13 protein-coding genes, 1 tRNA gene and 3 rRNA genes are annotated in these 18,248 nt (G+C 53.7%); 6 read left to right on the top strand and 11 right to left on the bottom strand.

Going from position 1 to position 18,248, the window contains the following annotated elements; all coding sequences use genetic code 11:
- The first annotated feature begins 5 nt into the window (after positions 1 to 5).
- Positions 6 to 1,415 carry a nitrogen regulation protein NR(I) gene (gene glnG / locus DR88_RS02090; protein WP_002882749.1) on the top strand — a complete coding sequence of 470 codons (1,410 nt, stop codon included), beginning with the start codon at positions 6 to 8 and terminating at the stop codon, positions 1,413 to 1,415.
- 110 nt (positions 1,416 to 1,525) lie between these two features.
- Complete coding sequence (locus DR88_RS31160; protein WP_085956360.1) at positions 1,526 to 1,636, top strand: YshB family small membrane protein; 111 nt, start codon at positions 1,526 to 1,528, stop codon at positions 1,634 to 1,636.
- Positions 1,637 to 1,671: 35 nt separating this feature from the next.
- Here the strand turns inward: DR88_RS31160 and hemN are convergent, their stop codons facing one another.
- Together hemN and yihI are read right to left on the bottom strand one after the other, a co-directional pair.
- A complete protein-coding gene (gene hemN, locus DR88_RS02095; protein ID WP_025861479.1) occupies positions 1,672 to 3,045 on the bottom strand; it encodes an oxygen-independent coproporphyrinogen III oxidase in 1,374 nt (457 codons plus the stop codon).
- A gap of 188 nt (positions 3,046 to 3,233) precedes the next feature.
- Positions 3,234 to 3,740 (bottom strand): Der GTPase-activating protein YihI, encoded by a 507-nt coding sequence (gene yihI / locus DR88_RS02100; RefSeq protein WP_002882743.1) that lies wholly within the window; start codon positions 3,738 to 3,740, stop codon positions 3,234 to 3,236.
- A gap of 583 nt (positions 3,741 to 4,323) precedes the next feature.
- Between yihI and yihA the strand changes: the two genes are divergently transcribed.
- Entirely contained in the window at positions 4,324 to 4,956 is a 633-nt protein-coding gene (yihA, locus tag DR88_RS02105) for a ribosome biogenesis GTP-binding protein YihA/YsxC (protein ID WP_002882734.1), read from the top strand.
- A gap of 134 nt (positions 4,957 to 5,090) precedes the next feature.
- Here yihA and spfP read toward each other — a convergent pair whose 3' ends face one another.
- Positions 5,091 to 5,138 (bottom strand): small protein SpfP, encoded by a 48-nt coding sequence (gene spfP / locus DR88_RS31885; RefSeq protein ID WP_071892919.1) that lies wholly within the window; start codon positions 5,136 to 5,138, stop codon positions 5,091 to 5,093.
- Positions 5,139 to 5,303: 165 nt separating this feature from the next.
- A complete protein-coding gene (polA, locus tag DR88_RS02110; protein ID WP_025861477.1) occupies positions 5,304 to 8,096 on the bottom strand; it encodes a DNA polymerase I in 2,793 nt (930 codons plus the stop codon).
- Positions 8,097 to 8,492: 396 nt separating this feature from the next.
- Here polA and yihG point away from each other — a divergent pair, with 396 nt between their 5' ends.
- A complete protein-coding gene (gene yihG, locus DR88_RS02115) occupies positions 8,493 to 9,392 on the top strand; it encodes a 1-acylglycerol-3-phosphate O-acyltransferase, YihG family (protein WP_004150336.1) in 900 nt (299 codons plus the stop codon).
- Positions 9,393 to 9,440: 48 nt separating this feature from the next.
- Here yihG and dsbA read toward each other — a convergent pair whose 3' ends face one another.
- The 3 genes from dsbA to DR88_RS02130 all read right to left on the bottom strand — a co-directional run bounded on the left by dsbA (position 9,441) and on the right by DR88_RS02130 (position 11,423).
- Positions 9,441 to 10,064, bottom strand: a complete 624-nt coding sequence (dsbA, locus tag DR88_RS02120) for a thiol:disulfide interchange protein DsbA (RefSeq protein ID WP_004146224.1) — start codon at positions 10,062 to 10,064, stop codon at positions 9,441 to 9,443.
- Between the two features lie 27 nt (positions 10,065 to 10,091).
- Complete coding sequence (locus DR88_RS02125; protein ID WP_002882726.1) at positions 10,092 to 11,078, bottom strand: serine/threonine protein kinase; 987 nt, start codon at positions 11,076 to 11,078, stop codon at positions 10,092 to 10,094.
- 75 nt (positions 11,079 to 11,153) lie between these two features.
- Entirely contained in the window at positions 11,154 to 11,423 is a 270-nt protein-coding gene (locus DR88_RS02130; RefSeq protein WP_002882612.1) for a YihD family protein, read from the bottom strand.
- A gap of 71 nt (positions 11,424 to 11,494) precedes the next feature.
- On the opposite strand from DR88_RS02130, the gene mobA reads away from it, so the two are divergent.
- Entirely contained in the window at positions 11,495 to 12,076 is a 582-nt protein-coding gene (gene mobA, locus DR88_RS02135; RefSeq protein WP_004178039.1) for a molybdenum cofactor guanylyltransferase MobA, read from the top strand.
- Positions 12,073 to 12,579, top strand: coding sequence for a molybdopterin-guanine dinucleotide biosynthesis protein MobB (gene mobB / locus DR88_RS02140; RefSeq protein WP_002882596.1), 507 nt, complete (start codon positions 12,073 to 12,075; stop codon positions 12,577 to 12,579). The genes mobA and mobB overlap by 4 nt, the downstream gene beginning before the upstream one ends.
- Positions 12,580 to 12,945: 366 nt before the next feature.
- Here mobB and rrf read toward each other — a convergent pair.
- The 4 genes from rrf to DR88_RS02160 all read right to left on the bottom strand — a co-directional run bounded on the left by rrf (position 12,946) and on the right by DR88_RS02160 (position 17,942).
- Positions 12,946 to 13,061, bottom strand: a 5S ribosomal RNA gene (rrf, locus tag DR88_RS02145).
- A gap of 97 nt (positions 13,062 to 13,158) precedes the next feature.
- Positions 13,159 to 16,059: ribosomal RNA gene (locus DR88_RS02150) — 23S ribosomal RNA — on the bottom strand.
- A 182-nt stretch (positions 16,060 to 16,241) separates the two neighbouring features.
- Positions 16,242 to 16,317 (bottom strand) — tRNA-Glu (locus DR88_RS02155).
- A gap of 85 nt (positions 16,318 to 16,402) precedes the next feature.
- Positions 16,403 to 17,942, bottom strand: a 16S ribosomal RNA gene (locus DR88_RS02160).
- Together the 16S, 23S and 5S rRNA genes with 1 tRNA gene alongside form the textbook arrangement of a ribosomal RNA operon.
- Positions 17,943 to 18,248: the final 306 nt, after the last annotated feature.

Genomic DNA, 18,248 nt, shown 5'->3' with positions numbered 1-18,248 from the left:
TGTTTATGCAACGAGGGATAGCCTGGATCGTTGATGACGATAGCTCCATCCGCTGGGTGCTTGAACGCGCGCTCACCGGAGCCGGCTTGAGCTGCACAACGTTCGAAAGCGGCAATGAGGTGCTAGATGCCCTCACCACCAAAACCCCGGATGTACTGCTGTCAGATATCCGTATGCCGGGAATGGATGGTCTGGCGCTGCTCAAACAGATTAAGCAGCGCCATCCAATGCTTCCGGTCATCATAATGACCGCGCATTCCGATCTGGACGCCGCGGTCAGCGCTTATCAGCAGGGCGCTTTTGATTATTTGCCCAAACCTTTTGATATCGATGAAGCCGTCGCCCTCGTCGACCGGGCGATAAGCCACTATCAAGAGCAGCAGCAGCCGCGAAATGCGCCGATAAGTAGCCCAACTGCCGACATCATCGGCGAAGCGCCAGCTATGCAGGATGTCTTTCGCATTATTGGCCGCCTGTCGCGCTCATCCATCAGCGTGCTGATCAATGGCGAATCCGGTACCGGTAAAGAACTTGTCGCACATGCCCTGCATCGCCATAGTCCACGCTCAAAAGCGCCGTTTATCGCGCTGAATATGGCGGCGATCCCCAAGGACCTGATTGAGTCCGAGCTGTTCGGCCATGAAAAAGGAGCCTTTACCGGCGCCAATACCGTCCGTCAGGGTCGCTTTGAACAGGCTGACGGCGGTACGCTGTTCCTGGATGAAATTGGCGATATGCCGCTTGATGTCCAGACTCGTCTGCTGCGCGTGCTGGCGGATGGTCAGTTTTATCGCGTGGGCGGTTACGCGCCGGTCAAGGTCGATGTGCGGATCATCGCCGCTACCCACCAGAACCTGGAACAGCGCGTGCAGGAGGGGAAATTTCGTGAAGATTTGTTCCACCGCCTGAACGTCATCCGGGTGCATTTACCGCCGCTGCGCGAGCGCCGGGAAGATATTCCACGCCTGGCCCGCCATTTCCTGCAGATAGCCGCCCGCGAGCTCGGCGTTGAAGCCAAACAGCTGCATCCGGAAACGGAGACAGCGCTGACCCGCCTGGCGTGGCCAGGCAACGTCCGTCAGCTGGAAAACACCTGTCGCTGGCTCACCGTCATGGCCGCCGGCCAGGAGGTGCTGACGCAGGATCTGCCGAGCGAACTGTTTGAGACCACGATTCCTGATAGCCCAACGCAGATGCAGCCTGACAGCTGGGCGACGCTGCTGGGTCAGTGGGCCGATCGGGCGTTGCGATCCGGTCATCAAAACCTGCTCTCAGAAGCGCAACCCGAAATGGAGCGCACGCTGCTAACGACCGCCCTGCGCCATACTCAGGGGCACAAACAGGAGGCTGCGCGCCTGCTGGGATGGGGACGTAATACCCTGACGCGTAAGCTAAAAGAGTTGGGTATGGAGTAGGGTACAACAGCATGATGAAAAATAGCCGATCGGCGCAAAGTGCTGCTATTTTGTACTTTACTGTTCCGATGAGTTGAGTATGATCGTCCCCGGCATTAGGGGAGAGCATCATGTTTGAATCACTGGTGAGTATGATATCGAGCGGCGCCGCTGCGAGTCACACGCCACAAACGGCAGTCGCTGCCTTGCTGTGCGCTGCGCTGGTCGGGCTGTTCAGCTAATTGTTCCCCCTCTCCTGCGGGAGAGGGGGAAAACATTAAATAACCCGTGAGAACTGCTGCATCCGGGCCTTTTGCCGTAGGTAGGCATCAAAGCACATACAGATGTTGCGGATCAGCAGGCGACCTTTCGCCGTCACCTGAATGACCTTATCATCCACAGCCACCAGCCCGTCATGCGCCAGCGGCGCCAGCAGCTTCAGATCCTCGGCGAAATAAGACGCAAAATCCACGTCCCACTGCGCCTCGACCGCCGCGATATCCAGCTGGAAGTTACAGATCAACGCTTTAATCACGTCGCGACGCAGACAGTCATCGCGAGTTAACGCGATCCCGCGCCACAGGGCGTTCCCTTGCTCTGCTACCTGCTGGTAGTACTGCTTGAGCTCTTTTTGGTTCTGGGCGTAGCTGTCGCCAATCATGCTGATCGCCGAAACGCCCATCCCCAGCAGATCGGTATCGCCCTGAGTGGTGTAGCCCTGGAAATTACGATGCAGTACGCCGTGACGTTGCGCGACCGCTAATTCATCATCGGGACGGGCGAAATGGTCCATGCCGATAAACTGATAGCCTGCCGTCGTCAGCGAGCCGATGGTTTCCTGCAGGATCTCCAGCTTCCGCTCAGCGGAGGGCAGATCGGCATCTTTAATCTTCCGCTGAGCGGCAAAGAGCGTGGGCAGATGCGCATAGTTAAACACGCTCAGGCGGTCAGGATTGAGCTCGGCGACCTTTTGCAGGGTAAAGGCGAAGCTCTCCGGCGTTTGCTTCGGCAGGCCATAAATGAGGTCGATATTGGTCGAGGTAAAACCAATCTCCCGCGCATGGTTGAGCAAATCAAAGATGAACGCTTCGTCCTGCTCACGGTTAACCAGACGCTGAACCTCTTTATTGAAGTCCTGTACGCCCATACTCAGGCGGTTGAAACCCTCAGCGCGTAAATGATCGAGGACATCCAGTTCGATCTCACGCGGATCGACCTCTATGGAGATCTCGGCTTCCGCGCTGAAATGGAAATGGCTGCGCAATAGATCCATCAGGCGACTGATTTGCGCCTTATTGAGATAAGTTGGCGTGCCGCCCCCCCAGTGCAGTTGCTTCACCTGGCGAGTGGCAAACAGCGGCGCGCGGTGGATGATCTCCTGTTCAAGGACATCGAGATATTGATCGGCCTTATGCTGCTGGCGGGTGACTATCTTATTGCAGCCGCAGAAATAACACAGCTTATGGCAAAACGGGATATGCACGTACAGCGACAGGGGACGCTGTGGGTAACGGGCCACAGCGGCATCGAATTCCGCCGCGCCAAATTGCGGTGAAAACTCCAGCGCGGTGGGATACGAGGTATAGCGCGGCCCGGAATAGTTATATTTCTGGATCAGGGCCAGATCCCAGTCGATTATCTGCTCAGACATGCTCACTCCTTCCGATGGTGCCGCCGACGGGTACGCCGTCCCGGCCCCACCGCACCGCGGGTCATGAGCCGGTTGCGCAGCCATTTCTGACGCCGCGACAACCGTCGTAGTTTAACGAATAACCACAGCAGATAACATATAACCAGAAGGGTTATAAGGAGTACCGGGAATCCGATGGGATGCAAATGTTAGTTTCCACCCTTCAGCAGACGCATCATATCTTCCTGACGCTCTTCCTCTTCTTCATCTTCATCATCGTAAGAGAGGCCGAGCTGCTGCATCAGCTCATCAATGCGATCCAGTTTGGCGTCCACCCAGCTCTGCTCTTCAGCATTAAGGGTGCCGCCCTCTTCCAGACGTTCCAGCAGCGCGTCCAGGCGCTCATCATTCTCCAGCAACTCCAGCTCAGCCTGCGGTGAAAGCATAGGTTTCTCGCTCTTTGGTTTATGCTGCTTGGGGGCTGGAGCGCTGCTTTCGCTCACGCCCAGCGGGATCGGTTTTTTGCTACCCACGCGCGGATCTTGCGCCTGACGCTGTTTTTTACCCGCTGAAGCCGCATCGCCGCCGTTCGCGCGACTGCCTGCCGCGTGGCCACGATGTTTCTTCTGCCGTTTGCGATCGCGAGCTTCCTGATTTAACTCTTCACGCGACTTGCGGCCGGATTTGCCACGGGTGGCGGATGTCGGTTTTTTCATGATGTGTAATCTTCAGACAGTAGTATTCAGTATAGAATTGAGGCGGAATCTAGCAGAAAGCAAGCAAAGAAAAAAGGCGACAGATTACTCTGTCGCCTTTTTCCTCACTGACCACCCTTAACGGGCTCTTCTTTCCCTGTTCGCTAACGACTCACCCTGTCTTTCCCTTAGCGTCCAACGGTCCCTGTTTCTTCCTTTTCCCTGTAAAACGTCTCCAAGACGCGCGTCATCCTGACTATCCTGTGGTCTTCGCCTCCTGGCGCTTCCTGACTCCTCGTCCTGAGTCCTAATCCTTTCAGCATCCCCGCCGTTGTGTATTACTTTACCTTGTTGACAAAAATCGACAACCAGTCTGGCAGTTAAAAATCTATTTTCAGAATTCTCTATTTCTATAATTGATTAATTTTCAATATTTTAAATATGTTTTGTCTTATTTTCCTCAGGTATGTCCTATACAAAGAATAGTCAATGTCTCACAAACCATATGGTTTTTACTTACAGGAACGGCGTGCGGTAAAAACAGCCTTTTTCTGCTGTTCAGGTATAATCCCTGCCATAGCCTGTTTTAACGGAGACGACCGTCTTGACCAACTGGAATTATCAACTGACGCACTTTGTCACTAGCGCGCCAGATATCCGCCATCTTCCTGCCGATACCGGTATTGAAGTGGCGTTCGCCGGCCGCTCCAACGCGGGAAAATCCAGCGCGCTGAATACGCTGACTAATCAGAAGAACCTGGCGCGTACCTCCAAAACCCCGGGGCGTACGCAGCTGATTAACCTGTTCGAAGTCGCTGAGGGCAAGCGCCTTGTCGACCTGCCCGGCTATGGTTATGCGCAAGTACCCGAAGAGATGAAGATCAAGTGGCAGCGCGCGCTGGGGGAATACCTGGAAAAACGTCTGTGCCTGAAGGGTCTCGTGGTGCTGATGGACATACGTCATCCGCTTAAAGATCTCGATCAGCAGATGATCGAATGGGCGGTAGAGAGCGATATTCAGGTGCTGGTACTGCTCACCAAAGCCGATAAGCTCGCCAGCGGCGCGCGTAAAGCGCAAGTGAATATGGTGCGTGAAGCGGTACTGGCCTTCAATGGCGATGTCCAGGTTGAACCCTTCTCTTCGCTGAAAAAATCTGGCGTCGATAAGCTGCGACAGAAGCTGGATAGCTGGTTTAACGAAATCCCGCCGCAAGAAGCCGTCGAAGACGCCGAGTAACCCCCGCTTTTTCCGGATAACGGCGCGTAGCGCCCTATCCGGACGTTCATACTACGTTGTTTTCACAGCCTAAAACTTTTCTTTCGCGCAATAAAAAACGCCCCGGTCATAAATGACCGGGGCGGCTAAAATATTCAGCCAAATCCGATTACGTGAAGTAAAAGGTCTGAAAGATAGAACATCTTACCTCTGTACCCTACGCGAATAACTTTACTCTTCTTTCGCTCACGGATAAAGCATTTTTTGTAGTTTTTTTTCACTATTTACATAGCAAATTCAAATGATCCTCACAAAACTCTATAAGTTATGTTGCTTACTTACAGAAAATCGCGTTGCGCTTTGTATACTTAGTGCGCTTGATCCCAGTTTTCGCCGCTGCCCACTTCCACCAGCAACGGTACCGCCAGCGTAGTGCTATTCTCCATCAGTTCGTGGATCTTTTTCGATACGGCATCGAGCTCATCCTTATGCACTTCAAAGACCAGTTCATCGTGAACCTGCATGATCATCCGCACGCGAGGTTTCTCGCTCCGCAGCCATTCATCAACGGCAATCATCGCCCGCTTGATAATATCCGCAGCCGTCCCCTGCATCGGGGCGTTAATCGCCGCACGCTCCGCGCCGGCACGACGAGCGCCATTGCTGGACTTGATATCCGGCAAATAGAGTCGACGGCCATCCAGCGTTTCAACATACCCTTGCTCCTTCGCCTGTGCGCGGGTGCGCTCCATATACTCCAGGACGCCCGGATAACGCTCGAAATAAAGATCCATGTACTTCTGCGCTTCTTTACGCGGGATGTTCAGCTGGCGGGCCAGGCCAAAGGCGCTCATGCCGTAGATCAGACCGAAGTTGATGGCTTTCGCACTACGCCGCTGTTCGCTGCTGACGCTGTCCAGCGGTAAGCCAAATACTTCAGCCGCCGTCGCCCGGTGAATATCCTTCCCTTCCGCGAAGGCGGTCAGCAGGCCTTTATCCCGCGACAGGTGCGCCATAATGCGCAGCTCGATTTGCGAGTAGTCCGCCGAGACAATGACGTAATCTTCCGGCGCGATAAACGCCTGGCGAATACGGCGCCCTTCTTCGTTACGCACCGGAATGATTTGCAGGTTTGGATCGGTAGACGACAAACGGCCGGTGGCGGTGACCGCCTGATGATAGGAGGTATGCACGCGGCCCGTTTTGGGGTTAATCATCAGCGGCAGCTTATCGGTATAGGTAGACTTCAGCTTCGCCAGCCCACGATACTCCAGAATCACTTTCGGCAACGGATAATCGAGCGCCAGCTCTTCCAGCACCTCTTCAGAGGTGGACGGCGCACCGCCCGGCGTCTTCTTCAGCGGCTTGATACCCTGTTTTTCAAACAGGATCGTTTGCAGCTGTTTGGTGGAGGAGAGATTAAACGCTTCCCCGGCGATCTCATGTGCTCGCTGCTCCAGCTCAACCAGGCGCTGGGCAATTTCCTGCGAGTGCGCATGCAGCACGGCGGGGTCGATTTTAACGCCGTTGCGCTCAACGCGAGACAGCACCGGCACCAGCGGCATTTCAATATGCTGGAAGATATTCAGCGGGCCTTCATGCTGCTGTAGCTTCGGCCACATCTTCAGATGCAGCTGGAGCGTAACGTCGGCATCTTCCGCCGCGTAGCGACCAGCCTCTTCCAGCGCAATCTGGTTAAAGGTGAGCTGATTCTTACCTTTACCAGCGATCTCTTCGAAGGTAATGGTTTTATGTTTCAGCCAGCGGTCGGAAAGACTGTCCATATCGTGGCGGCCCGCCACGCTGTCGAGAATGTAAGACTCGAGCATGGTATCGAACGCAATCCCGCGCAGCTCAATGTCGTAATTAGCCAAAATGCCGCGATCGTATTTGAGATTTTGCCCGACCTTGAGCACCTTCTCATCCTCCAGCAGCGGTTTAAGCAGCGTCAGCACGCGCTCGCGCGGGATCTGATCCGGCGCATCAAGGTAATCATGCGCTACCGGGACATAGGCGGCCACGCCCGGCTCAACAGCGAATGAAAGACCAACCATATTGGCGGAGATGTTATCCAGGCTGTCGGTTTCCGTATCAAAGGCAAAGAGCGGCGCCTGCTTCAGCTTATCGATCCAGGTGAGCAGCGTAGCCTCATCAAGGATAGTGACATAATGCTCTGCTGAAAGTGCAGTAGCGTCTTCAACCTCTTCTTCCGCTTCTGCCGCTGCTGCAGGCACTGCAGGTTTCGCAGCCGGTTTGCCCCCCTTAGCCTGCAGCCATTTTCCGGCCTCAACGTCGGTAGTCCAGCGCTTAAACTCATACTGTCTGAACAGCGCCAGCAGATCGTCTGCCGCCGGCGGCTGCACCTCCAGCTCTTCGCACGTGAGCTCCAGCTCGACGTCGGTTTTGATGGTCGCCAGCTGATAAGAGAGATAAGCCACGTCCTTGTTCTGCTCGAGCTTCGCCGCCATCGTTTTCGCGCCGCGGAAGCTCAGTTCAGCGATCTTCTCCGGTTCCGCATACAGCGTATCAAGGCCGCCGAGGCCTTGCAGCAGCGCCTGGGCGGTCTTTTCGCCCACGCCCGGCACGCCGGGAATGTTATCCGAGGAGTCGCCCATCAGCGCCAGGAAATCAATAATCAGCTCCGGCGGGACGCCGTACTTAGTAACCACCTCATCCGGTCCGAGGATAGTGTTGGTCATGGTATTGATCAGGGTGATGCCCGGCGTCACCAGCTGGGCCATGTCTTTATCGCCGGTGCTGATCAGGACTGGGCGACCTGCCCTTTCCGCTTCCCGCGCCAGGGTGCCAATCACATCGTCAGCTTCGACGCCCGGGACAGCCATCAGCGGCAGCCCCATCGCTTTCACCATCTTATGCAACGGCTCAATCTGCGCGCGCAGATCGTCCGGCATCGGCGGGCGGTGAGATTTGTAATGCTCGAACAATTCATCACGGAAGGTTTTCCCTTTCGCATCAAAGACCACGACGGCATGAGTCGGTTGATACTGCAGTATCAAACTGCGCAGCATATTCAGTACGCCGTACATAGCCCCGGTGGGCTCCCCTGCGCTGTTAGTCAGCGGCGGAAACGCATGATACGCCCGATAAAGATAGGAGGAGCCGTCAACGAGGATGAGAGGGTTTTCTGGGATCTGAACCATAATTTCCGTGCCTGTTTATCAGATTATGGATAAAGGATGCCACAGACGGGCATGAAATCCTGAATTTTTCCCGCAATTCGCGGAAAAGATTCAACGATCGTCGCGATCGCGCGACAACTTAGCTTGTGGATAACTTTGTGCATAGTTTTACAACGTCAGCTTATCCGCCCCTGAAAATAAATGAATAAATAGTATTATTTACTATTTATCAACCACTTAAAAACAGATCAACGATCCTGGCATTAATTTGATGACCTAATCTTCCATGTGGATAGAAGATCCTTGTTTTTTTCTGTTCTGGTAAGACCCGTCATTTGCCGCGTTTTCTGGTAAAATCAGCCTCTTGCGCAGCTTAAAGGCGCTCTTTGTCAGCCTAACTTTCTGAATAAACTAACTATGTCGAGATTACTCGCTGCGATAACACTTCCGCTGAGTATCGCCTTAACCATCTTAGTCACCATTATCTGCTCTGTACCGATCATCGTCGCCGGGCTGATTAAACTGCTGGTCCCCATTCCAGCGGTATGGCGCTCTATATCCGTTTTTTGCAATTTTATGATGTACTGCTGGTGCGAAGGGCTGGCGCTGCTGTTGCATCTCAATCCCTGGCTAAAATGGGACGTCCAGGGTCTGGAAGGCCTGAACAAAAAGAACTGGTATCTGCTGATCAGCAACCACCACAGCTGGGCAGACATCGTGGTGCTGTGCGTGCTGTTCCGCAAGCATATTCCGATGAATAAGTACTTCCTTAAACAACAGCTGGCGTGGGTACCCTTCATTGGCCTCGCCTGCTGGGCGCTGGATATGCCTTTTATGCGCCGCTACTCGCGCAGCTATCTTATTCGTCACCCGGAGCGCCGCGGTAAAGATGTCGAAACCACCCGCCGTTCGTGTGAAAAATTTCGCGCGCATCCGACGACTATCGTCAATTTTGTGGAAGGCTCGCGTTTTACCGAAGAAAAAAAGCGCGAAACGCGCTCTCCTTACCACAACCTGTTACCGCCGAAAGCCGCTGGTATCGCCATGGCGCTCAACGTACTCGGTTCGCAGTTCGATAAACTGCTGAACGTCACGCTGTGCTACCCGGATAATCATACAAGACCATTTTACGATATGTTAAGCGGCCGCCTGACGCGCATCGTGGTCCGTATCAATCTGGTCCCTATTGGCGAAGAGCTGCACGGCGATTACGTTAACGATAAGAACTTTAAGCGCAGCTTCCAGCGCTGGCTGAATGGCCTATGGGAAGAGAAAGACCGTCAGTTGACTGACATCATGAGGGACAAAGAACGGTAGCTATTGCAAAACAGATAAAGTAACGCCGGTCAGTGACCGGCGTTTTTTTTATTTCTTCTCTACCAGTTGCTTCACGGTATCCGCATACTGAGCGACGAAGACATCCATATTGCTGGTGTCCATCCCCTGCGGATTCAGCTGGTATTTACCATTAACATACATAGCCGGTACGCCCTGCAGCTGCAGATCGGCTGCCGCTTTCTCTTGCTGAGCGACTAGAGATTTCACCACGAAGCTATTCCATGCGGCATCGTAGTCTTCCCCTTTCACGCCAGCGTCGACAAACACTTTACGAATGTCAGCCACACTCTGCACAGTCTGGTTTTTCTGCACGGCTTCGAACATCGGCGCAGTAATTTTGTCTTCAACGCCCAGCGCGATGGCCACCGCCCATGCCTGCGTCAGATCCTTGCCCAGCGGACCCAGGAACTCAACGTGGTATTTGGTCATTTTAGTGCCTTCCGGCAGTTTCTGGCGCACATTGTCAGAGACATGCAGCACTTCTTCAAACTGGTAGCAGTGCGGGCAGTAGAACGAAAAGAACTCGAGCACCTGCGGCTCGCCAGCAATCGGCTTATCAAGGGTGATGTACTGCTTGCCGTCGGTGATCTGGGCAGCGGATGCACTAAAAGCCAGAATCATACCAGCCAGCGCCAGCCAAACTTTTTTCATGATTTACTCTCTCCTGGATATATCACATTAATACATTGGCGTTAACTGAAGCGGGGGTTCCTGTAGAACCTTCACCTGCTCAAGAAAAGTCGACGTCTGCCCCCGCCAGTAATCCTCCCCGGTTAACCAGGGGAAATTGACCGGGAAAGCGGGATCGTCCCAGCGTCTGAGCAACCACGCCAGATAATAAACCAGTCGCATAGCGCGTAAAGGTTCAATCAGCGCGATTTCATCGCTGTTAAAGGGGCTGAATTCCTCATAGGCCTCGACAATAGTCTCCAGCTGCATACGCTGTTCAGCCTTATCGCCGTTGAGCAGCATCCACAGATCCTGAATCGCCGGGCCGGTGCGCGCATCGTCTAAGTCGACAAACAGTGGTCCGTCGCGCCAGAGGATATTACCGGCATGGCAGTCACCGTGCAGGCGCAACGTGTTCCCGCGGCCGTGCCATTGCTCCATGACGGCAGCAATGAGTTTATCGGTCGCCTTCAGGAAATCGGCCTTCAGGCCAGAGGGGATCAGCGTCGCCTGCTCAAACACCTGACGCGGTTCCAGCAGGTACTCCTGCACGCCAATTTCCGGGCGGGCAGTAAAGCGCTGTTTGCAGCCCGTCTGGTGCAGGCGCCCCAGATAGCGGCCAACCCATTCCATCTGATCAAGGTTATCCGCTTCGAACTGACGACCGCCAAGGCTTGGGAAAACGGCAAAGTAGAATCCCTGATGCTGATGAAGCGTGCTGTCATTAAATAAGAGCGGCGCAGCAACGGGCACTTCATCTTCTACAAGCTGAAGCGCAAACTGGTGTTCTTCAAGGATCTGTTCTGCGGACCAGCGCTCAGGACGATAGAACTTTACCACATAGCGATGGCGCTCTTCGTCCTGGAACTGATAAACGCGGTTCTCATAGCTGTTTAGCGGGGTGAGACCGGAGTCCACCCGCATACCCAGATCGAATAACCCATCGATAATGGTATCCGGGCGAAGCGTCTGAAAAGTAAAAGCCTTATCGTGCATCCTGACATCCGATAATCGTACGAATAGTTCAGGATATCATCTCATTGCACTTTACGCGGTAGCGCTTACAACCTTTTACTCTTTTATTACCCCGCGGGCGCGCAGCAGCGCGGTTTTAAAGTCCTCTTCATAATCCTTCTGAATACCCGGGATGACAGCATCTTTGGAAGAGTCGCGCATCTTCAGGTGATAGATCAGAATATCGTCGGAAAGATCGCTCAGTTCGCCATCATAGCCGGCCTCTTTCGCCAGCTTCTGCAAAAATTGCATCAGGTTCAGTTCAGGCTCTTTTTGCCAGGCTGGCTGGAGGAGTTCAATTACTTCATTCAGACGTTTACATTTCATGGTCATGCTCCTTACTCTTGATAGGGACAAGTTAACAGGGTCAATCCCACAATGAAAGAGGCGATATTCATATGCAAAGCGAGGCGATAACCGGCGTCGTGCTGGCGGGCGGCAGGGCCACGCGGATGGGCGGCATTGATAAAGGATTACAGGCGCTAAATGGTCGCCCTCTCTGGCGACACGTCGCGGAAGCATTAGCCCCGCAGGTAGATGAGTTAGTCATTAGCGCCAATCGTCATCTTGAACAGTGGCGTGCCAGCGGATATCCGGTCTTTCGAGACATACAGGAGGGTTATCAGGGGCCGCTGGCCGGAATGCTTGCTGTGATGCAGCAGGTCGCGAGCCCATGGTTTGTTTTTTGCCCCTGCGACACGCCGTTCATTCCGTCCTTTTTGGTGGAGCGCTTTATCCAGCAGAGAGGGGACGCACCGGTCGTTTGGGCCCATGACGGCGAACGGGATCATCCTGCCGTTGCATTAGTTCATCGTCAAATCATTCCGGAACTGGAGGCTTATCTGGCACATGGAGAGCGCAGGGTGATGGTTTTTATGCGACAAATGGGTGGGCGCCCGGTGAATTTCAGCGATGTGAAAACTGCTTTCATTAATGTAAATACGCTCGAAGATTTGCAGCAGATGCAGGAGCCATCATGATCCCATTACTGGCGATCGCCGCATGGAGCGGTACCGGAAAAACAACATTATTAAAGCGTCTTATCCCTGAGCTTTGCGCTCTAGGATTACGCCCGGGACTGATAAAGCACACCCATCATGATATGGACGTGGATAAGCCGGGCAAAGATAGCTATGAACTGCGTAAGGCGGGCGCTGCGCAAACTATTGTCGCCAGCGAACAGCGGTGGGCATTGATGACCGAGACGCCAGAGAAGCCGGAATTAGATCTCACGTGGCTGGTCAGTCGAATGGATGCCAGCAAACTGGACCTGGTTTTAGTGGAGGGGTTCAAACATGAACCCGTGCCGAAGATCCTGCTTTTTCGGCAAAACAGCGGCCATCGTGTAGAAGAGCTGGTAATTGATGAGCATACCATCGCCGTGGCCAGCGATGTATCGATCGCGACCTCACTTCCGCTGCTGGATTTAAATGATGTACCACAGATCGCGACATTTATTGTGAGTTGGTTAGAGAGGCAATAGTCATTTATCGACGGTGATATAGGAGGGATTTTCCCGGAGGCGGTGCTGCGCACCTTGTCCGGCCACAGGGACGTAGCCCCGTGTCGGATCCGTAGCCCCGGCAAGCGCAGCGCCACCGGGGAGACATGCCGGCACGCTGGCCGGACGACAGAAACGCAAAAAGCCCATCCGGCAGGATGGGCTCTTCACTTGTTTGATGCCTGGCAGTTTATGGCGAGCGTCCTGCCCGCCACCCTCCGGGCCGTTGCTGCGCAACGTTCAAATCCGCTCCCGGCGGATTTGTCCTACTCTGGAGAGCGCTCACCGACAAACAACAGATAAAACAAAAAGCCCGGTCTTTCGACCGGGCTTTCTGCTTTATTTGATGCCTGGCAGTTCCCTACTCTCACATGGGGAGACCCCACACTACCATCGGCGCTACGGCGTTTCACTTCTGAGTTCGGCATGGGGTCAGGTGGGACCACCGCGCTAGTGCCGCCAGGCAAATTCTGTTTTATCAATACATCTCACCGACGTATCGATTAATCTGTATCAGAGCTGAAAATTCTCTCAAATCCGCCAAAACATCTTCGGCGTTGTAAGGTTAAGCCTCACGGTTCATTAGTACCGGTTAGCTCAACGCATCGCTGCGCTTACACACCCGGCCTATCAACGTCGTCGTCTTCAACGTTCCTTCAGGAGACTTAAAGTCTCAGGGAGAACTCATCTCGGGGCAAGTTTCGTGCTTAGATGCTTTCAGCACTTATCTCTTCCGCATTTAGCTACCGGGCAGTGCCATTGGCATGACAACCCGAACACCAGTGATGCGTCCACTCCGGTCCTCTCGTACTAGGAGCAGCCCCCCTCAATTCTCCAGCGCCCACGGCAGATAGGGACCGAACTGTCTCACGACGTTCTAAACCCAGCTCGCGTACCACTTTAAATGGCGAACAGCCATACCCTTGGGACCTACTTCAGCCCCAGGATGTGATGAGCCGACATCGAGGTGCCAAACACCGCCGTCGATATGAACTCTTGGGCGGTATCAGCCTGTTATCCCCGGAGTACCTTTTATCCGTTGAGCGATGGCCCTTCCATTCAGAACCACCGGATCACTATGACCTGCTTTCGCACCTGCTCGCGCCGTCACGCTCGCAGTCAAGCTAGCTTATGCCATTGCACTAACCTCCTGATGTCCGACCAGGATTAGCTAACCTTCGTGCTCCTCCGTTACGCTTTGGGAGGAGACCGCCCCAGTCAAACTACCCACCAGACACTGTCCGCAACCCCGGTAAGGGGCCAACGTTAGAACATCAAACATTAAAGGGTGGTATTTCAAGGTTGGCTCCACGCAGACTGGCGTCCACGCTTCAAAGCCTCCCACCTATCCTACACATCAAGGCTCAATGTTCAGTGTCAAGCTATAGTAAAGGTTCACGGGGTCTTTCCGTCTTGCCGCGGGTACACTGCATCTTCACAGCGAGTTCAATTTCACTGAGTCTCGGGTGGAGACAGCCTGGCCATCATTACGCCATTCGTGCAGGTCGGAACTTACCCGACAAGGAATTTCGCTACCTTAGGACCGTTATAGTTACGGCCGCCGTTTACCGGGGCTTCGATCAAGAGCTTCTCCTTACGGATAACCCCATCAATTAACCTTCCGGCACCGGGCAGGCGTCACACCGTATACGTCCACTTTCGTGTTTGCACAGTGCTGTGTTTTTAATAAACAGTTGCAGCCAGCTGGTATCTTCGACTGGTCTCAGCTCCATCCGCAGGGACTTCACCTACACACCAGCGTGCCTTCTCCCGAAGTTACGGCACCATTTTGCCTAGTTCCTTCACCCGAGTTCTCTCAAGCGCCTTGGTATTCTCTACCTGACCACCTGTGTCGGTTTGGGGTACGATTTGATGTTACCTGATGCTTAGAGGCTTTTCCTGGAAGCAGGGCATTTGTTACTTCAGCACCGTAGTGCCTCGTCATCACACCTCAGCCTTGATTATCCGGATTTGCCTGGACAACCAGCCTACATGCTTAAACCGGGACAACCGTCGCCCGGCTAACATAGCCTTCTCCGTCCCCCCTTCGCAGTAACACCAAGTACAGGAATATTAACCTGTTTCCCATCGACTACGCCTTTCGGCCTCGCCTTAGGGGTCGACTCACCCTGCCCCGATTAACGTTGGACAGGAACCCTTGGTCTTCCGGCGAGCGGGCTTTTCACCCGCTTTATCGTTACTTATGTCAGCATTCGCACTTCTGATACCTCCAGCATGCCTCACAGCACACCTTCGCAGGCTTACAGAACGCTCCCCTACCCAACAACACATAGTGTCGCTGCCGCAGCTTCGGTGCATGGTTTAGCCCCGTTACATCTTCCGCGCAGGCCGACTCGACCAGTGAGCTATTACGCTTTCTTTAAATGATGGCTGCTTCTAAGCCAACATCCTGGCTGTCTGTGCCTTCCCACATCGTTTCCCACTTAACCATGACTTTGGGACCTTAGCTGGCGGTCTGGGTTGTTTCCCTCTTCACGACGGACGTTAGCACCCGCCGTGTGTCTCCCGTGATAACATTCTTCGGTATTCGTAGTTTGCATCGGGTTGGTAAGTCGGGATGACCCCCTAGCCGAAACAGTGCTCTACCCCCGAAGATGAATTCACGAGGCGCTACCTAAATAGCTTTCGGGGAGAACCAGCTATCTCCCGGTTTGATTGGCCTTTCACCCCCAGCCACAAGTCATCCGCTAATTTTCAACATTAGTCGGTTCGGTCCTCCAGTTAGTGTTACCCAACCTTCAACCTGCCCATGGCTAGATCACCGGGTTTCGGGTCTATACCCTGCAACTTAACGCCCAGTTAAGACTCGGTTTCCCTGCGGCTCCCCTATACGGTTAACTTTGCTACAGAATATAAGTCGCTGACCCATTATACAAAAGGTACGCAGTCACACCCGAAGGTGCTCCCACTGCTTGTACGTACACGGTTTCAGGTTCTTTTTCACTCCCCTCGCCGGGGTTCTTTTCGCCTTTCCCTCACGGTACTGGTTCACTATCGGTCAGTCAGGAGTATTTAGCCTTGGAGGATGGTCCCCCCATATTCAGACAGGATACCACGTGTCCCGCCCTACTCTTCGAGTTCACAGCCTGTGCATTTTGGTGTACGGGACTATCACCCTGTACCGTCGGACTTTCCAGACCGTTCCACTAACACACAAGCTGATTCAGACTCTGGGCTGCTCCCCGTTCGCTCGCCGCTACTGGGGGAATCTCGGTTGATTTCTTTTCCTCGGGGTACTTAGATGTTTCAGTTCCCCCGGTTCGCCTCGTTAACCTATGTATTCAGTTAACGATAGTGCAACGAATTGCACTGGGTTTCCCCATTCGGACATCGCCGGTTATAACGGTTCATATCACCTTACCGACGCTTTTCGCAGATTAGCACGTCCTTCATCGCCTCTGACTGCCAGGGCATCCACCGTGTACGCTTAGTCGCTTAACCTCACAACCCGAAGATGTTTCACTTCTGATTGCGAAAATTTGAGAGACTCGAACACACATTAACTGTGTGTCGTTTCAATTTTCAGCTTGATCCAGATTTTTAAAGAGCAAATATCTCAAACATCACCCGAAGATGAGTTTTGAGATACATCGGCACGCGTCTTTCACTCACGAACCAGCAAGTGGCGTCCCCTAGGGGATTCGAACCCCTGTTACCGCCGTGAAAGGGCGGTGTCCTGGGCCTCTAGACGAAGGGGACACTGAAGTCTCAATCGCAAGACGCCTTGCTTCTTTACGTTCATCAGACAATCTGTGTGAGCACTACAAAGTCAGGTTCTTTAAGGTAAGGAGGTGATCCAACCGCAGGTTCCCCTACGGTTACCTTGTTACGACTTCACCCCAGTCATGAATCACAAAGTGGTAAGCGCCCTCCCGAAGGTTAAGCTACCTACTTCTTTTGCAACCCACTCCCATGGTGTGACGGGCGGTGTGTACAAGGCCCGGGAACGTATTCACCGTAGCATTCTGATCTACGATTACTAGCGATTCCGACTTCATGGAGTCGAGTTGCAGACTCCAATCCGGACTACGACATACTTTATGAGGTCCGCTTGCTCTCGCGAGGTCGCTTCTCTTTGTATATGCCATTGTAGCACGTGTGTAGCCCTGGTCGTAAGGGCCATGATGACTTGACGTCATCCCCACCTTCCTCCAGTTTATCACTGGCAGTCTCCTTTGAGTTCCCGGCCGGACCGCTGGCAACAAAGGATAAGGGTTGCGCTCGTTGCGGGACTTAACCCAACATTTCACAACACGAGCTGACGACAGCCATGCAGCACCTGTCTCACAGTTCCCGAAGGCACCAATCCATCTCTGGAAAGTTCTGTGGATGTCAAGACCAGGTAAGGTTCTTCGCGTTGCATCGAATTAAACCACATGCTCCACCGCTTGTGCGGGCCCCCGTCAATTCATTTGAGTTTTAACCTTGCGGCCGTACTCCCCAGGCGGTCGATTTAACGCGTTAGCTCCGGAAGCCACGCCTCAAGGGCACAACCTCCAAATCGACATCGTTTACGGCGTGGACTACCAGGGTATCTAATCCTGTTTGCTCCCCACGCTTTCGCACCTGAGCGTCAGTCTTTGTCCAGGGGGCCGCCTTCGCCACCGGTATTCCTCCAGATCTCTACGCATTTCACCGCTACACCTGGAATTCTACCCCCCTCTACAAGACTCTAGCCTGCCAGTTTCGAATGCAGTTCCCAGGTTGAGCCCGGGGATTTCACATCCGACTTGACAGACCGCCTGCGTGCGCTTTACGCCCAGTAATTCCGATTAACGCTTGCACCCTCCGTATTACCGCGGCTGCTGGCACGGAGTTAGCCGGTGCTTCTTCTGCGGGTAACGTCAATCGGTGAGGTTATTAACCTCACCGCCTTCCTCCCCGCTGAAAGTGCTTTACAACCCGAAGGCCTTCTTCACACACGCGGCATGGCTGCATCAGGCTTGCGCCCATTGTGCAATATTCCCCACTGCTGCCTCCCGTAGGAGTCTGGACCGTGTCTCAGTTCCAGTGTGGCTGGTCATCCTCTCAGACCAGCTAGGGATCGTCGCCTAGGTGAGCCGTTACCCCACCTACTAGCTAATCCCATCTGGGCACATCTGATGGCATGAGGCCCGAAGGTCCCCCACTTTGGTCTTGCGACATTATGCGGTATTAGCTACCGTTTCCAGTAGTTATCCCCCTCCATCAGGCAGTTTCCCAGACATTACTCACCCGTCCGCCGCTCGTCACCCGAGAGCAAGCTCTCTGTGCTACCGCTCGACTTGCATGTGTTAGGCCTGCCGCCAGCGTTCAATCTGAGCCATGATCAAACTCTTCAATTTAAGTTTGATGCTCAAAGAATTAAACTTCGTAATGAATTACGTGTTCACTCTTGAGACTTGGTATTCATTTTTCGTCCGAGGACGTTAAGAATCCATGTCACTTTGAGTGCCCACACAGATTGTCTGATAAATTGTTAAAGAGCAGTGCCGCTTCGTTTTCGCTGCGGCGCGGGGTGTGCATATTACGCTTTCCCGCTGCAGAGTCAAGCATTTATTTTTGCTTTTCTCTGCGAGGTCCTCACCGGAACCCCGCTGACCCGGCGGCTTGTTTGCCGTTGTTCCGTGTCAGTGGAGGCGCATTATAGG

This window comes from Klebsiella pneumoniae (genome assembly GCF_000742135.1).
Taxonomy (GTDB): domain Bacteria; phylum Pseudomonadota; class Gammaproteobacteria; order Enterobacterales; family Enterobacteriaceae; genus Klebsiella; species Klebsiella pneumoniae.
Note: the sequence above shows the minus strand (reverse complement) of the source record. Positions and strands in the feature narration are given on the sequence as shown.

What these genes read in the sequence shown, in the direction of transcription:
- glnG (WP_002882749.1), top strand. Translation starts at nt 6, where the DNA reads ATGCAACGAGGGATAGCCTGGATCGTTGATGACGATAGCTCCATCCGC.
- DR88_RS31160 (WP_085956360.1), top strand. Translation starts at nt 1,526, where the DNA reads ATGTTTGAATCACTGGTGAGTATGATATCGAGCGGCGCCGCTGCGAGT.
- hemN (WP_025861479.1), bottom strand. Translation starts at nt 3,045, where the DNA reads ATGTCTGAGCAGATAATCGACTGGGATCTGGCCCTGATCCAGAAATAT.
- yihI (WP_002882743.1), bottom strand. Translation starts at nt 3,740, where the DNA reads ATGAAAAAACCGACATCCGCCACCCGTGGCAAATCCGGCCGCAAGTCG.
- polA (WP_025861477.1), bottom strand. Translation starts at nt 8,096, where the DNA reads ATGGTTCAGATCCCAGAAAACCCTCTCATCCTCGTTGACGGCTCCTCC.
- yihG (WP_004150336.1), top strand. Translation starts at nt 8,493, where the DNA reads ATGTCGAGATTACTCGCTGCGATAACACTTCCGCTGAGTATCGCCTTA.
- dsbA (WP_004146224.1), bottom strand. Translation starts at nt 10,064, where the DNA reads ATGAAAAAAGTTTGGCTGGCGCTGGCTGGTATGATTCTGGCTTTTAGT.
- DR88_RS02125 (WP_002882726.1), bottom strand. Translation starts at nt 11,078, where the DNA reads ATGCACGATAAGGCTTTTACTTTTCAGACGCTTCGCCCGGATACCATT.
- DR88_RS02130 (WP_002882612.1), bottom strand. Translation starts at nt 11,423, where the DNA reads ATGAAATGTAAACGTCTGAATGAAGTAATTGAACTCCTCCAGCCAGCC.
- mobA (WP_004178039.1), top strand. Translation starts at nt 11,495, where the DNA reads ATGCAAAGCGAGGCGATAACCGGCGTCGTGCTGGCGGGCGGCAGGGCC.
- mobB (WP_002882596.1), top strand. Translation starts at nt 12,073, where the DNA reads ATGATCCCATTACTGGCGATCGCCGCATGGAGCGGTACCGGAAAAACA.